Raw genomic sequence first — 15496 nt, 5'->3', positions numbered from 1 at the left:
GATGGCTTTCATTCAAGTGGTTTTAAAATTATTGTGCTGAAGCGATTTTCGCCTCAGCTTTTCCGTATTCCCAACGAATCTCAAATCGATCCGCCTTTACTTCATATACCAAGCGCTCCTCCATGGTAGAAGTTTGTTGTGAGGGTACGTTCACACGAAGCGCATCTTTTGAGGAATCATAGTTAAATGCTCCCCACTGCTTAGCTTCTGTGTTGAAAATGAAAGTTGATTCATATTCACCTGGAATAATAAAGAAGGAATAGGTTCCTGCAGGAAGTTTCTGACCTTCAATCATAATGTCCTTATCGGTGGTGAAGGTGGTTGCTTCATTGGCACCAGCTCTCCATACCTCACCAAGAGGTACTAGATCTCCCCATATCATTCTGCCTTTTACAGCAGGAGAGGAGTAATTGATTGTGATATTTGCTCCACCGACAGATCCTTCAGCAGTTCTAGCTGGACTTGCCTTTTCTTGAGCTGTAGCTGAAAACACAAATGCGCCAAATGAGATTGCAGCAAAAAGAAGATTTTTAAATTTCATCATGATGTTTTTTAAGGAGGTTAAAGGGTATATAATTTCAATTAATTCTAAAAACTGGATTTAGCTTCAAAAGGTTAGCGGAAAGTAAATAAACTTCACTTCCCGCTTCTTGATTTTTAAACCTTAACCCAGGCTTGTTTCTTATTACTTTCAATAATTCGCTCACCGATAATCAGTTCCCGAAGACCATCTGCAAATGTTGGGAAGCTTGGCTTTTCAGGTTGCTTACCTTCTTTTACTGCTGCGTAAACTTCTTTAAACATTTGCTTGGAAGTATCAGGGAAGCCTTCATTATGACCGCCTGGGAAACTGATTAATGCAGAAGCCTCGGCATGGAAAAGGGAAGGGTCCTTCATCAATTGCCCGTTAGCAGTTTCCCGCTTTCCAATCCACAATTCATTGGGTCTTTCTGAATTGAATTCATAATTGCACTTGGATCCTGCTATTTCAATGTTTAATCGATTTTTTCGACCGGCATTCACTTGTGAAACGGTGATAGAACCTTTTGCCCCATTATCAAATCGAAGCATCACAGTTGCATGATCCTCTGTATTGATTGGAACTTCCTCATAATCGTCCATGGTAAGCATTTTGCCAGAGTAGGTTTCAATGGCTTTCAATGGCTTCAAGCGAGTTTTGTGAACAGTTGAGAAATCCGCCATAACCTCGGTAATTTTCAATCCCGTGGTATATTCAATTATATCCAAAAGGTGAGATCCAATATCAGCTATTGCTCTTGAATCCCCTGATTTATCAGGCTCTAAGCGCCAGTTGTAGTCAGTCTTCAAAAACAACCAATCCTGTAAATAGGAACCCATTACATTGTAAACATCTCCCAATTCACCTTTTTCACGCATGGTTTTGATTTGGCGAATCATTGGGTAATAGCGAAGGTTGAAGTGGACCGCATTTACCAATCCTTTTTCTTTTGCAATCGCAACCAACTCTTCAGCTTCTTCGATTTTTACAGCAAGTGGTTTTTCACAAATCGCATGCTTTCCAGCTTCTAAAGCGGCTTTGGTTTGGGGATAATGCAAAAAGTTCGGTGTACAGATATGTACTACATCGACTTCCGAATCTTTTAACATTTCATCAAAGGTATAGGCCTTCGGAATTCCAAGTAGCTTGGCTTTTTCGTCTGCAAGCTCTTGAGTGACTTCCACGAGTCCTATTACCTCAATATTTGGGATTCTTCGAAGTGCTTCTAAATGAGCCGGGCCAATAAAGCCTGTACCCACTATAGCAGCATTGATTTTCTTAGACATAGGTTATGTAGGTTTTTAATTATTTGATTGAGTGTTCAAATTATGAAAAATGCTTATAAATCGAGCATCTGGAAATCCCATTTTTCCCTTTGGCAGAAAATAGCTTTTGATAATAAGGGGAAAATAAAATCCGTTGAAGGAAATGTGGAATTATTATTAAGGTCTAATCCACCATTTCCTATTGTACACTTCTTCTCCTCGGAGATAGAAAGTTTCTCCTATCAAGGGAGTTTGTACTGATACTTCCAATTCATTTGCTTTGATTAAAAGCCTGTCAACTGGTTCTGTCCATCCATGCATGGCAAGACTAAACGCTCCCCAGTGAATTGGCATTATTTGTTTTGCATTTACATCCAAGCCTGCTTGAGCGGTTTCTTCAGGCACCATATGTATTTCTTTCCAGTTTTCATTGTACTGCCCGCATTCGAGTAGAGCCAAATCAAAAGGACCATATTTTTCTCCAATTTCTTTGAAGTGTGGTCCATATCCTCCATCACCACTGAAATAGATGCTATCGTTTTGTCCTTTAATCACCCAAGAACCCCACAAGGTGCTAAACCGATTGGATAATCCACGGCCAGAAAAATGCCTGCTCGGAGCAAAGGCTAATTGAATTCCATTCAAACTCCTTTCATCCCACCAATCCAATTCCTGAATATTTTCTTTTGGAATTCCCCAGGATTCTAAATGGGCGCCAACTCCCAAGGGAACCAAAAACATCTTTGTCTTGGATTTTAATCGCATAACAGATTCATAATCCAAATGGTCATAGTGATCATGTGAAAATAAGACCATATCAATGTTTGGAAGCTGCTCAATTTCTATTGGCAATTCATCAAAAAAGCGCTTATTTCCTAGCCAAGGATGTGGAGCAGGGACATCTCCAAACATAGGATCGAGCAGGATATTTTTTCCGTCTAATTGAATTAAAAAAGCAGAATGGCCAAACCAAATCAAATTATTCGTTGAAGGTTCAGCTAGTTGTATAGAGTTAACCTTTTCAATGGGTAATTCAAAATCTGGCTGTCGAGATGGATCATTTTTGAAGAATTCCGGCAATAACCTAAGGCTTTTTCCGAAATCCATACTCATTTCCGTCGGTATCAAATTTTGAAATTTCCCTTCAGAATAATGTGGGAGTTTTTCGAATTCTATTCGCTGCTCTTCACTGGGATTACTTCCGAATTGAGGACTGAGATTTACAAATAATCCAACTGATATTATGAGAAAAACGATAATCCCCAAAGGGATAAGCAGAAGATACCGAATCACTTTAGAAAGTGTTTAGAGATGTGAATTTTCGAAATATAGGTTCAAACAATATTCTCATTAAATAAATCCCTTCAACGAGATTTTTTAAGCAATAAATGAATGGAAGAACAAAATTAAGCTTTCACTTCCTAGGAATTTCATGGTAGAATTCCACAAATGGCATTTTCAGAGGCTTGATTTTTTGTAACTTACCTAAAAAAAATAACCATGGCTAGTTTCAATCTTAAAGTAAACGGAAAGAGTTTCCAGGTAGAGGTCGAGGATGATACCCCTTTACTATGGGTTCTTCGAGATCATTTGGGTTTGGTTGGAACCAAATTTTCATGTGGAATCGCCCAATGTGGAGCATGTACAGTCCATATCAACGGAAACCCAACTTTTTCCTGTGTAACACCTGTTTCCAGCGTAGGAAATTCAGAAGTAACCACCATTGAAGGGCTTTCAGAAAACGGGGATCATCCTGTGCAACAAGCTTGGAAAGAAGTAGATGTGGCCCAATGCGGCTATTGTCAAGGCGGGCAAATCATGCAGGCTGCTGCCTTTTTAGAGCAAAATCCTAATCCGAGCATGGAAGAAATTGACAATGCTATGAATCGGAATATTTGCCGTTGCGGTACTTATCACAAAATTCGGGAAGCTGTGGCTTTAGCTGCTAAAAACAAGTAATTATGAAAACTGTCACTAGAGAAAGTAGAAGAGATTTTCTAAAGATAGCCAGCACCACAGCTGGTGGATTGTTTATCGGTTTCAACTGGTTTAGCTGCGATTCGCCAAAAGTTGAAGTACTGAGCACCGAAGAAGTATTGGCGCAAGCCAAGCCTTTCAATGCCTATCTTTCCATTTCCCCAACTGGAGATGTGGTGATTTATTCTCCTAACCCGGAATTGGGACAAAATATCAAAACCTCATTCCCAATGGTAGTTGCGGAAGAATTAGACGCTGATTGGGAAAAGGTGCGTGTTATTCAGGCAAATTTGGATACAGAAAAATACGACCGTCAGTTGACCGGTGGTTCAGGCGCCATGCCTCACAGCTGGGAAAGACTTCGAAAAGCTGGAGCAACTGCCAAATATGTATTGGTAGCAGCAGCTGCTAAAATGTGGAATGTTCCAGCGGAAGAAATTACGGTTGAAAATGGAATCATTTCTCATAAAGGATCAGGAAAGTCTGGGCATTTCGGAGAGTTTGTAGCTGAAGCTGCGCAGATGGAAGCTCCAGAAGAAGTACAACTTAAAGACAAAAAAGATTTCAAGATCATTGGCACACCAGTAAAGAACGTGGATGCTGATGAAATTTATACTGGTAAGCCTTTATTTGGTTTGGACTTTTATCGGGAAGGAATGATGCACGCCATGGTGCAAAGAGCTCCTTTTGGAATGAAGATCAAATCAATTGATGATGGTGCTGCCAGAGCCGTTTCAGGCATTACTGATGTTGTTCAATTCGGCAATTCAGTAGCCGTTGTTGGTAATTCTACCTGGCCATTGATGAAGGCTAAAAAGCTTTTGAAAATTGAATATGAAGCAGAGAGTACCGTAGAAAGTTCAGCTGACCATGATCGGATTTTCCAGGAGCTAATGGCAAATGGTAAATCAGATGTAAGACGCCAAGACGGTGATATCAAATCTGCATTTCAAAATGCTGCAAAAGTAGTAACAGCTGAATACCAATGTCCATTCTTGGCACATTCTCCTATGGAGCCTGAGAACTTCTTTGCTCATGTCAAAGGAGACCGTTGCGAATTGATCGGGCCTACACAGACACCTGATCGAGCCAGACAAACTGCGGCCTCCATCTTGGGAATTCCTGCGGAAAATGTAACTGTTGAAATCACACGATTAGGAGGTGGATTTGGTAGAAGGCTTCGGGCGGATTATGTTGATGAAGCTGTTCATATTTCCAAAGCCATCAATGCACCTGTTAAGGTAACTTGGAGCCGAGAGGATGAATTGACAGGCGGGGCTTATCGACCAGCTGTTCGCTATCGTTTTGAAGCTGCATTGGATGCAAACGGAACAATGATTGGCTATAAACTGCGAGGAGTAGGGATGAATGCTGGAAATACTACCAGAGAACATAACTTCCCATCTGGAGCTGTTGATAATCTTCTCATCGAAACAGTTAATTATGAATCAAGCATTACAACCAATGCTTGGAGAGCTCCAATCACCAATTTCCTAGCATATGCAGAACAAAGCTTTTTAGATGAAGTGGCTTTGGAAGCAGGAAAGGATCCTGTTGCTTTCCGTTTGGAATTATTAGATCGAGCGAAAAACAATCCTGTAGGTCAACTTGGATATGATGTGGATCGAATGATCGGTGTAGTCAAAACAGCCGCTGAAAAAGGTAATTGGGGTAAGAATCCTGATGTTAAGCAGGGCTTTAGTGTCTATTTCTCTCATCGATCTTATGTGGCTCAAGTTGCGAATATCGAAATGCAAGGAGGAACTCCTGTTCTGAAGAAAATTACTGCTGTGACAGATTGCGGAATGGTAGTCAATCCAACAGGCGCCAATCATCAGGTCAGAGGTGGTATTGTAGATGGTATGGGACATGCCATGTATACCAATTTGACTTTTGAAAATGGATTGCCTAAACAGCGAAATTATGATTCTTACAGGCTGATTCGTTTGAAGGAAGTTCCTGAAATTGACACACATTTCATTGATTCAGGATACGATCCTACCGGTTTGGGTGAGCCAGCTCTACCTCCAACTGGCGGAGCTATTGCCAATGCAATCTTCGCTGCAACCGGAAGGAGGCTAAGAAGTCAACCTTTTATAGAGCAAAAGGAATTTTCAGATATCAAACTCGAAATTAGAAGATCCTAAAACCAATAAAGCCACTGATTATCAGTGGCTTTATTTTTATTAATTATAGTAAATCTTAAAGGCTATTTACTTTTTCTGCCTCTCTTTTCAATAATTCATTATCATCTGCCAATCCAGCTTCAATAAAGCTATTTATTGCTTCATTTCGTGCTTGTCCTTTTTTCAATAAAACTCCAAGGCTAAGCATTACACCGATTCGGGTTCCCACTTTTTTTGCAGCCGTATTGAACAAAGGTTCCAACTCTTCATAGCTAACTTCTTCTGCCAAATCCAAAATTGAGGACAAAGCACTTTCCAATTTATCCCCAGAGAAATTGGTTAGCTTTTTACTGATTTGTTGGATTTCATTCAGTGCTTTTCGCTTTCCTTGGTTGGAAGGAGCAGGAGCGGCTTTTTGAGCTTGAGGTGTCGCTTGTTGACTTTGTTTAGCCCAAGTATCCTTTAATCCTACGGTTTTATTGAAAATCAGCTGACCTTCTTTGGAATCTGTATCAAGTGTGAAATAGCCTAAACGCTGGAATTGAAACTTGTCATCCAAAGTGGCATTTGAAAGGTAGGGCTCTAGATATGCTTCTTTAATCACTCTCAAGGACTCTGGATTCACAAAATCCAAGAAGTTCTTGTCTTCATGCGAATCAGGTGCCTCATCTAAAAAGAGTCGATCATATTCTCTTACTTCAGCTTTGATCGCGTGATCTATTGAAACCCAATGGAGAGTTCCTTTCACTTTTCGCATACTTGCCTCAGTACCACTTCCGGAGCGAGACTCAGGATCATATGTGCACAGGATTTCCAATATATTTCCATCCTTATCTTTAACCACAGACTCAGCTTTAATGATGTAGGCACTTTTCAGTCGAACTTCATTTCCTAAGGAAAGTCTAAAGAATTTCTTTCCTCCGTCTTCCTTAAAGTCTTCCCGCTCAATGTATAATTCACGTGAGAAAGGCACTTCGTGAGTTCCGGAATTAGGATCCTCTGGATTATTTTCCATGGATAGCATTTCTGTATTTCCTTCTGGATAATTGGTAATTACCAATTTTACTGGATTCAAAACTGCCATCACACGGGTTGCACGTTTGTTCAAATCCTCTCGAATACAGTATTCAAGAAGTGAAACATCCGTCACATTATCTCTTTTCGAAATACCCGAAACATCACTAAATTTTCGAATAGATTCAGGTGTATATCCTCTTCTTCTCAATCCAGATATAGTGGGCATCCGTGGATCATCCCATCCTGCTACTATCTTTTTCTGCACCAATTCGAGCAGTTTCCGCTTGCTCATCACCGTGTAACTCAAATTTCTTCGAGCAAATTCTCGCTGTTTCGGTCTTAGCAAATTTGAATCATTAATCTGATCCAGATACCAATCGTACAATTCCCTGTGAGATTTAAACTCCAACGTACACAAGGAGTGTGAGACTTGTTCTATATAATCAGACTGACCATGAGCCCAGTCATACATTGGATAAATACACCAATCTGTACCTGTACGGTGGTGGGCTGCATTTACGATTCGATATAAAATCGGATCCCGCATATGCATATTAGGGGAGGCCATGTCTATTTTGGCACGTAGCAAATAAGACCCTGCAGAAAACTCCCCATTTTTCATCCGCTCAAACAAATCCAAGCTTTCCGCAATCGGTCTATTTCGATAGGGGCTTGGAGTTCCCGCAGTTGTTGGTGTTCCTTTTTGCGCAGCAATTTCTTCAGAGCTTTGCTGATCTACATAAGCCTTGTCCTCTTTGATTAATTGAACTGCCCAGTCATATAATTGCTGAAAATAATCGGAAGAATAGCACTCATTGGCCCACTTAAAGCCTAACCAGGCAATATCTTTTTTTATGGCGTCCACATACTCCTGTTCTTCTTTCGCAGGATTGGTATCGTCAAACCGAAGATTTACAGGGGCATTGTATTTTTCTCCTAATCCAAAATTCAAACAAATGGAGGCCGCATGGCCAATATGTAAATACCCATTTGGCTCAGGAGGAAATCTAAATCGAAGTTTGTCCTGCGGAAATCCATTTGCAAGATCTTCTTCTATGATATGTTCAATGAAATTGAGTGATGCTGCTGATTCTTTCATTTTTGAAAAATTGAAAAGCAAAATTACTTCAATTGATAGGATTTACAACTTCAATCCCAAATAGCTTTTTGGAAAGAACAGGATAGAAAAATTATCAGTTCATCAAAAAAATTTTATTGATTTTCCTGGGTTAAAATCAAATAAAAGGTGAGACAACAAATAGAAAAATCATATTAAGGTTAATATCTTAATCATTCTGAAAAATGTTAAAATCCAAAGCTTTCTTTATATGAAATCACAATGCCCAAAAGCAAAAAAAGATTAATTAAATCTCATTCTTTCTGTCTATTCCAAGGAAAATGAGCGATTAAAATCTTTAAATAACAATTGTTGGTAAGGGCTGAAAAAGTAAGTCCCGCAAATAAAATTAATGGAATTAGCCAAACGCCATTGCCCCATTGGAAATAAATACCAATTAGAAAAACAGCTAAAAATATCGCTAGAATTAATCGAAACTGCCTGTCTATAGTCCAAGACCCCTTGGTGGACAAATTCTCACTCAATTCTCCCATATGCCTATCTAGGAGGCTTACGTATTCAAAACCATTTTTTTCCAATTCCTGGGAAACCTTATAAGCACGGTTTCCGCTTTCACAAACAAGACAAATCTGCTTTTCCTTAAATGGAAAGTATTCTTCGATTGTGTATGAATCGGAAGGGATATTAATGGCTCCTGGAATAGAGAACTCGGAAAATTCCTTTTTTGACCTAACGTCAATAATTACGCTACCCAAAACTCAAACCATTAAAACTAAATCAGATAAAAAGTTTTCCTATAAAATAAATACTAGGAAAAAAGGCCATAAAAGCAATGCATTTACAAGGATATACAACTTTTGTAAACCAAGTTGGAGTTTCTTGATTAGTCATTTTTTTGATAATGCTCATAGTTTTTGAATCTAAGGTTAAAATAAAATTCACCTTACAATTGTAGGATTTATCAAAAAACCACGAAATAACATTTGTTAATTAATTGTTGGAGTTAGCTTTTCTACTCCTAATCCTCGAAAGAGATACAGTAGTAATCCCGATATAAGAGGCTAAATATTTTTGGGGTACCCTTAGTATAATTTCAGGATTTTGATCTAGTAAAGCCTGATAACGTTCCTCCGGAGTCATTACTACAAAAAAAAGTATCCGATTTGTAGTCTCATTTAATACTTGACCAATATTATCACTCCAAAATCTCAATAGGCGAATATTTTGTTGCGTTAGTTCTTTAAATTTTCTAGTGTTGATTTGAATTACCAAACAATCTTCTACTGCTTCCAAAAATTCATTGGATTTACCATCATTCAACAAACAATTTGCACAGGCTGTAAAATCTTTTTCTAAGGCAATTCTTACTGTCCGCTCTTCACCATTACTTTTGATAACATAGGTTCTTATTACCCCTTTTAGAATACCTAAAGCAAAATCAAATTGATCACCTTCCTGAGCTATTTTTTCTCCTGCTTTGTAAGATTTGATACTGGAAATTTTATAAATCTCTAGAATATCACTCAAATTTAGCTGACTGAATTTTTTAAAAAATTCTAAAAATGATTTTTCCAAAACTAGGTTTTATGCGGTTATTTCAAACTTCTATCAACAAGAAAAAATTTTTTGAAAAAAAACCAAAGTGAAATTTTTAGTTTTTTGGATTAAATAATTTTTGAGTCAACTTGATGAGGTGTTTAAAATCGAGTTAAAAAGTTAGAATTTAAAACATGAATTATCCGATTTACCTGGACTACAATGCAACTACTCCCTGTGCCCCGGAAGTAATTGAAGAAATGCTTCCGTACTTTGGTACGCACTTTGGAAATGCAGCTAGTAAAAGTCATCCATATGGCTGGATAGCCGAGAATGCAGTCGAGGAAGCGAGAGAAAAAATTGCCTCGTTGATTGGAGCAAAATCCAAGGAAATCATTTTTACTTCTGGTGCTACAGAAGCAATCAATTTCGGGATTAAAGGAATTTTTGAATCCTATTTAGGTGAAAAGCAACATTATATCACCTGCGAAACAGAACATAAGGCCGTTTTAGATACTTTTTTGGAAATAGAAAAAAGAGGAGCTGAAGTCACTTATTTGAAAGTTAATAGGGAAGGACAAATCAGTTTAAAGGAGTTGAAAAACTCAATCCTTCCCCATACCAAAATGATTTGCCTCATGTGGGCTAATAACGAGACAGGTGTAATTCATCCCATAAAGAAAATTGTAGAAATAGTAGAAGCAAGCAACACCATATTTTTTACAGATGCCGTTCAGGCAGCTGGCAAAATCCCTGTTTTTACCAAAGGAATTCATTTGATGGCATTATCAGCTCATAAGTTTTACGGTCCAAAAGGAGTAGGAGCGCTATACGTAAGGCACAATCATGAGCTTCCAAAGCCCTTTGCTCAAATTCATGGAGGAGGTCATGAAAAGGGTATGAGAAGCGGAACGCTCAATGTTCCTGGAATAGTAGGTTTTGGAAAGGCTGCAGGGCTTCAAAACCAAGAAATGGAGGAAGAAGGTAAAAGACTAAAAGAATTAAGGGATTTGTTAGAAAACCAACTATTAGATATCCCAGATACATTTTTGAATGGAAGTCAAGATTTCCGATTGCCTCATGTTTGTAATATAGCTTTTGCTGGAGTGGAAGGAGAGGAGTTATTGAAAAAAGTAAATCAGAAGGTCGCTGTAAGTTCAGGTTCAGCCTGTACATCGATTTCTCCCAAACCGAGTCATGTTTTGGCTGCTATGGGTCTGAATCCGGATTTGGGAAGAGCTTCCATTCGATTCAGCTTAGGTAGAAATACGACTGAAGATGATATAGAAAATACTGTTAACTGGGTAAAAGAAGTTGTAACGAAACTTCGAGAATGAACTTAACCAAAAAATCCTTTTAAGTCTTCTTCTGTATCCAAATCAATTGCTCCTTCGGGAAAATCAATTGAAGATGCATCTGATAAATTTTTCAAGATCACTTTTTTAGCACCCTCGAAGCCCTTCAAATTGAGCATTTCTTCAAAATACTTCTGATCAAAAATGGCTGGTACCCCCATTGTATCTGAGTAGACACAGGCTACTATTCCTTTTCCTGTTATATGCTTTTTAGAAATCAGTTTATTAAGCAACCTTGTATTTACAAATGGCTGATCGCAAAGCATCAAAATAACCTGATCAGGGTTAATCTTTTCCTGTAAAAAACGCAAACCAGCTTGCATGCTGGAAGCCATTCCTTCCTGCCAGTTTTTATTTACAACAAAATCGATTGATTCTGTTTCAATGCCTGCTTTAATCAATTCCGGATTCCATCCTAAAACCACTACAACGGAATCAGTATTGCTTGCTAAAGCGACATCAACTGCTCCCTGAAGCAAAGTTTTATCTTGGTACTCAATCAATTGCTTTGGTCTCCCCAACCGAGAAGAGGAACCAGCTGCAAGGATTATTACCCCGGTTTTCATGCTCCTTTTTCGTGAATTGGCCCCACTTTATCCCGAAGGAAAATTGGAGCCTTTTTATTCAGGACAGCTTTGATTTCGGCAAAAATAGATAGGGCTATTTCTTCAGAAGTTTCAGCACCTATATCCAATCCAATGGGAGCAAAGATATTTTCTTCAAAAACCTGAATTCCTTTATTCTGAAGCCTATCAATCAATTTTTCAGTTTTTCTTTTTGGACCAAGAATACCAATGTAAGGAACCATTGTCTGTTGGAGTTTTTCCAATACTATTGCCTCATATTCAAAATTATGAGTCATCAAAAGCACAACCGTGTGGACATCCGTTTCTATTTTTTCAACCACTTCCTCGGCAGGACCTAGGATGATTTCCTTGCTTTGAGGGAAACGGCCTGATGTTGCCAGATTCTTTCGTCCATCAATTACAATCAATTCAAAACCCAGTAAATCTGCCATCCGGGCAACAGGAATCGTATCGTTCCCAGCTCCAAACAAAAGAACTCGAACGGCAGGTTTTACCAATTCAAAAAACACAGAAATATCTCCTAGATCTGCGTAAGTACGAATTTCATTTTGATTCTGATCGAAAGCTTGAATCTCATGCTTTAGCCTTAACCAAAGTTGTGGATCCAATTGATCTACCTTACCAAATTCATGATTCCCCTTTTTCAAGAAAACCGTACCGATTTGGCTAGATCGTGAATTTGGAATTGAGAAAATGGTTAGTAGTAATCCTAAATCTCTGTCCTTTAAAGCTTCCTGTATAAACTCCACAGGATTCGTCGGATCATTGAAATTAATAGGCTCAATCAAAACATGAATTATCCCATTACAACCTAAGCCTACACCAAACTTCTGATCATCCTCATCAGTGGTATCATAGGTAACCAGCATGGATTTTTGTTGAAAAATAACGGCCTGTGCTTTTCGAAGAGCATCTCCCTCCAAACAGCCCCCACTAATTGCACCAGTCAATTGACCTTCCAAATCAACCAACATTCGGGCTCCAGGTCTTCTGTACGCCGATCCCTCAACCTTGACTACCGTTGCTAAGGCAACTTGTCGATTCTCTTCTTTTGCAAATTGGTAGGCTGTGAGTATTTGCTGTAGTTCTTTCATAATTTCTTAATTAGCGAATTGAACTTCATTTTTTCTAAAAGAAAACCAAATCGCTAATGCTGCTGAAAGTGCCAAATAAATAATCAAAATCTGAAGAGCTCCAGGAAAAGAAGCATTCAAGCCAAACCAATCACCTCGAGTAAAAATAAAGTAAAAGGCATACGCCGCTTTAAGTAATTCCCAAGCCCAAGCATTAGGATTTCTATCCATCAGTTCTGTATAGGCGTAGATTGTCAGAAAGACAAAACCTCCATAATAGAAAATATCCGGGGCTCCAATTGTGGCAATATTTCCAAACAAATAACTAATCAGAAGTAAAAGCACTATCAATTGTCCAAAGCTCCAAATCAACATTCCCTTTGGTAAAAAAGGATTGTATTTGTCGAAGTGGTAGACATCCTGAATTTTCTCAACAGGATATTTTGCTGCCACATCAGCCGGTCTCCATCCCAAAGGCATAAACCAAATTTTGAATTTATCTGACCATTTTTTAGCTCTCCAGGCATCCTTCATCAATAGCCAAAGATGCATAAAATTGATCTTGATTGGATTCCAAGTCTTTACAGGTCGAGTTACACCATATACTGCCGGAATATCATCTTGTTCCTCCTGATAGGTACCAAACCATTTGTCCCAGAAAATGAAAATCTGTCCATAATTCTTATCCAAATATTCCGGATTGATGGCATGATGAACTCGGTGATGGGAGGGAGTTACAATGATTTTTTCCAAGAAACCCATTTTCCCGATGTGACGCGTGTGATACCAAAACTGGGCAAATAAATGCAAAGGAGCTACAATCGCAATCACTTGTGGTGGCACTCCAAAAATGGCAGCAGGAATCAGAAATACTGCGAATATTTTAACAATCGAAGAAATACTTTGACGAAGAGCACAAGCTAAGTTAAACTCCTCACTGCTATGGTGAATGATATGATTGTTCCAGAAAATATTATACTCATGTGCTATCCGATGCGTCCAATAGCCAGCGAAGTCTAAAGCCATAAAGGCGATCACATAGACAATCCATGAGGTTTGGATATTGAAAAGCGCAAAATTGGAATACAACCATTCGTATGAAATAACCACTATGCTCAAACCCAAGACATCTTTCGTAACGTTGGTGATTCCTGAGCTCAAACTGGATATCATGTCATTGACAGGAACAGTGTCTTTTCCCTTCCACATTCCCCAGAATTTTTCAAACAAAACCAGCAGTAAAAATGCCGGCATAGCAATCAACAGTATCTTTCCGTAGGTTTCCATTTTGAGTTTATTTCCCCCTAAACTTAACCAATTACAAAAGTTTCATCAACAGGTTTTATAGCTATAAGCCCACAAATTGATTTAAAACAAATTGGAAAGCATTCAATAGATGGACCTGAATCGAAGAATTCCTATCTTCCATCAATCATCGATCAACATGGTAAAAAGAATTCTAATTGGAATATTCCTATACGCCTTTATTGGGCAAGCCTTTGCTCAACTTGACGCCAATAAAATTGAGGAATTGTCAAATGAAGAGTTAAGGTCTTCTCTTTATCGCTTTTCAGAATTTTTAAAAATCCCCAATAATGGCCGAATTCCTGAAAACATTCAAGCAAACTTAGAATGGTCTCAGGAATATTTGAAATCACTGGGCTATAAAACGCAAGTGCTAAGTTCAAATCAAATTCCTCATCTTTTTGCATCTAAGGACCAAAATCCAACAAAAAAGACGGTTTTGGTTTATATGCAAATAGACGGACAGCCTGTGGATTCAAGTGCCTGGAATCAAGAAAGTCCTTATCTCCCTGCGTTGAAGCATGAGGTAAACGGACATTGGGAGCAAATACCATGGTCAAGTCTTCAAGGAGAAATTGATCCTGATTGGAAGATATTTGCTAGATCGGCTTCTGATTCCAAAGGACCAGCTATGGTGTTTTTTACTGCTTTAGAAATCTTGAAAAAGCAGGGAATCGAACCTGCGGTCAACCTTAAGTTTATTCTGGACTTTCAGGAAGAGCTTTCGTCTCCAGAATTGGCTAAGGTCATCGAGAAAAACAAGGAATTAGTGGCTGCAGATGGGATATTGATCATGGATGGAACAAGACATGTTTCTAATCTACCAAACCTGACTTTTGGGGCTAGAGGGATAGCAACTGTCACTTTGAAAATTTTTGGAGCTAACAGAGATCTGCATAGTGGCCAATATGGAAATTTTGCTCCAAATCCAGTTTTTGAAGCAGCTAGGCTGATTGCATCATTTAAAGATGAAAACGGGAAAGTATTGATTCCAGGGTTTTATGAAGGAGTTAATCTTACAGAAAAAGATCAAAAAGCGATGGAGCAGGTCCCTGAATCTAAAGATGAAATTTTAATGGATTTAGGTTTAGCTTCATCAGACGAGGTAGGCAACTCCTACCAAGAAGCATTACAATATCCTTCCTTGAATATCAGAGGAATTCAAGCTGCTTGGGTAGGAGAGGAAGTTCGCACAATCATTCCCTCTGAGATGATCATTGAAATTGATATGAGAACAGTCCAGGAAACTCCAGGCCAAAGACAAGTTGACTTGCTTAAAAACCATATTCAAAATCAAGGTTATCATCTGATTTCAACTGAAGAACCCAATGAGGAGGAACGAAGGAAATATTCAAAAATCGCCTCTTTTTCCTACAGAATTGGATCACAGCCTTTTCGAGCGGAAATGGATTCTGAATTTGGGAAATGGCTAGAGAGTGGAATGCAAAAGGTCTTTGGGAATAATTATATCAAAACCAGACAAACCGGAGGATCTCAACCTATGGCACCATTCATAAATATTCTTAGGATTCCTGCAGTTTCCGTCCGCGTTCCCAATCCTGATAATAATATTCACGCACCAAATGAAAACATTCGGATAGGCAATTACTTCGAAGGAATTCAGACTGTTTTGGGAATAATCTCTGAATCCTTTTAA

At 38.7% G+C, this 15496-nt stretch carries 13 protein-coding genes; 4 read left to right on the top strand and 9 right to left on the bottom strand.

From position 1 onward, the window contains the following. Positions 1-28 precede the first annotated feature (28 nt). From NY014_RS03550 to NY014_RS03540, 3 genes are all read right to left on the bottom strand, one after another. On the bottom strand, positions 29-544 hold the full coding sequence (locus NY014_RS03550; RefSeq protein WP_259413154.1) for a DUF2911 domain-containing protein: 516 nt from the start codon (positions 542-544) through the stop codon (positions 29-31). Positions 545-657: 113 nt separating this feature from the next. After that, complete coding sequence (locus NY014_RS03545) at positions 658-1806, bottom strand: Gfo/Idh/MocA family protein (RefSeq protein ID WP_259413153.1); 1149 nt, start codon at positions 1804-1806, stop codon at positions 658-660. A 156-nt stretch (positions 1807-1962) separates the two neighbouring features. Beyond that, positions 1963-3078: an MBL fold metallo-hydrolase gene (locus tag NY014_RS03540; protein WP_259413152.1), complete on the bottom strand. Its 1116-nt coding sequence runs from the start codon at positions 3076-3078 to the stop codon at positions 1963-1965. 207 nt (positions 3079-3285) lie between these two features. On the opposite strand from NY014_RS03540, the gene NY014_RS03535 reads away from it, so the two are divergent. Further along, positions 3286-3744, top strand: coding sequence for a (2Fe-2S)-binding protein (locus tag NY014_RS03535; RefSeq protein WP_259413151.1), 459 nt, complete (start codon positions 3286-3288; stop codon positions 3742-3744). Positions 3745-3746: 2 nt separating this feature from the next. After that, a complete protein-coding gene (locus tag NY014_RS03530; protein ID WP_259413150.1) occupies positions 3747-5909 on the top strand; it encodes a xanthine dehydrogenase family protein molybdopterin-binding subunit in 2163 nt (720 codons plus the stop codon). Positions 5910-5964: 55 nt separating this feature from the next. Here the strand turns inward: NY014_RS03530 and NY014_RS03525 are convergent, their stop codons facing one another. From NY014_RS03525 to NY014_RS03515, 3 genes are all read right to left on the bottom strand, one after another. After that, a complete protein-coding gene (locus NY014_RS03525) occupies positions 5965-8004 on the bottom strand; it encodes a glutamine--tRNA ligase/YqeY domain fusion protein (RefSeq protein WP_259413149.1) in 2040 nt (679 codons plus the stop codon). A gap of 272 nt (positions 8005-8276) precedes the next feature. Next, positions 8277-8738: a rhodanese-like domain-containing protein gene (locus tag NY014_RS03520; RefSeq protein WP_259413148.1), complete on the bottom strand. Its 462-nt coding sequence runs from the start codon at positions 8736-8738 to the stop codon at positions 8277-8279. A gap of 235 nt (positions 8739-8973) precedes the next feature. Then, the gene (locus NY014_RS03515; RefSeq protein WP_259413147.1) at positions 8974-9558 is read right to left on the bottom strand and encodes a Crp/Fnr family transcriptional regulator; all 585 of its coding nucleotides are present in this window, start codon (positions 9556-9558) and stop codon (positions 8974-8976) included. 155 nt (positions 9559-9713) lie between these two features. Here NY014_RS03515 and NY014_RS03510 point away from each other — a divergent pair, with 155 nt between their 5' ends. Continuing rightward, positions 9714-10856: a cysteine desulfurase family protein gene (locus NY014_RS03510; RefSeq protein ID WP_259413146.1), complete on the top strand. Its 1143-nt coding sequence runs from the start codon at positions 9714-9716 to the stop codon at positions 10854-10856. 2 nt (positions 10857-10858) lie between these two features. Here NY014_RS03510 and NY014_RS03505 read toward each other — a convergent pair whose 3' ends face one another. From NY014_RS03505 to NY014_RS03495, 3 genes are read right to left on the bottom strand one after another with little or no spacing between them, the layout of a single operon-like run. Continuing rightward, positions 10859-11440 (bottom strand): nucleotidyltransferase family protein, encoded by a 582-nt coding sequence (locus tag NY014_RS03505; protein ID WP_259413145.1) that lies wholly within the window; start codon positions 11438-11440, stop codon positions 10859-10861. Further along, a complete protein-coding gene (locus tag NY014_RS03500; RefSeq protein ID WP_259413144.1) occupies positions 11437-12555 on the bottom strand; it encodes an XdhC family protein in 1119 nt (372 codons plus the stop codon). Before NY014_RS03500 ends, NY014_RS03505 begins: the two co-directional genes overlap by 4 nt. Positions 12556-12561: 6 nt before the next feature. Then, positions 12562-13821, bottom strand: coding sequence for a sterol desaturase family protein (locus NY014_RS03495; RefSeq protein ID WP_259413143.1), 1260 nt, complete (start codon positions 13819-13821; stop codon positions 12562-12564). A gap of 157 nt (positions 13822-13978) precedes the next feature. Between NY014_RS03495 and NY014_RS03490 the strand changes: the two genes are divergently transcribed. Then, complete coding sequence (locus NY014_RS03490) at positions 13979-15496, top strand: M20/M25/M40 family metallo-hydrolase (protein WP_259413142.1); 1518 nt, start codon at positions 13979-13981, stop codon at positions 15494-15496.

Source organism: Algoriphagus limi (assembly GCF_024919275.1).
Taxonomy (GTDB): domain Bacteria; phylum Bacteroidota; class Bacteroidia; order Cytophagales; family Cyclobacteriaceae; genus Algoriphagus; species Algoriphagus limi.
Note: the sequence above shows the minus strand (reverse complement) of the source record. Positions and strands in the feature narration are given on the sequence as shown.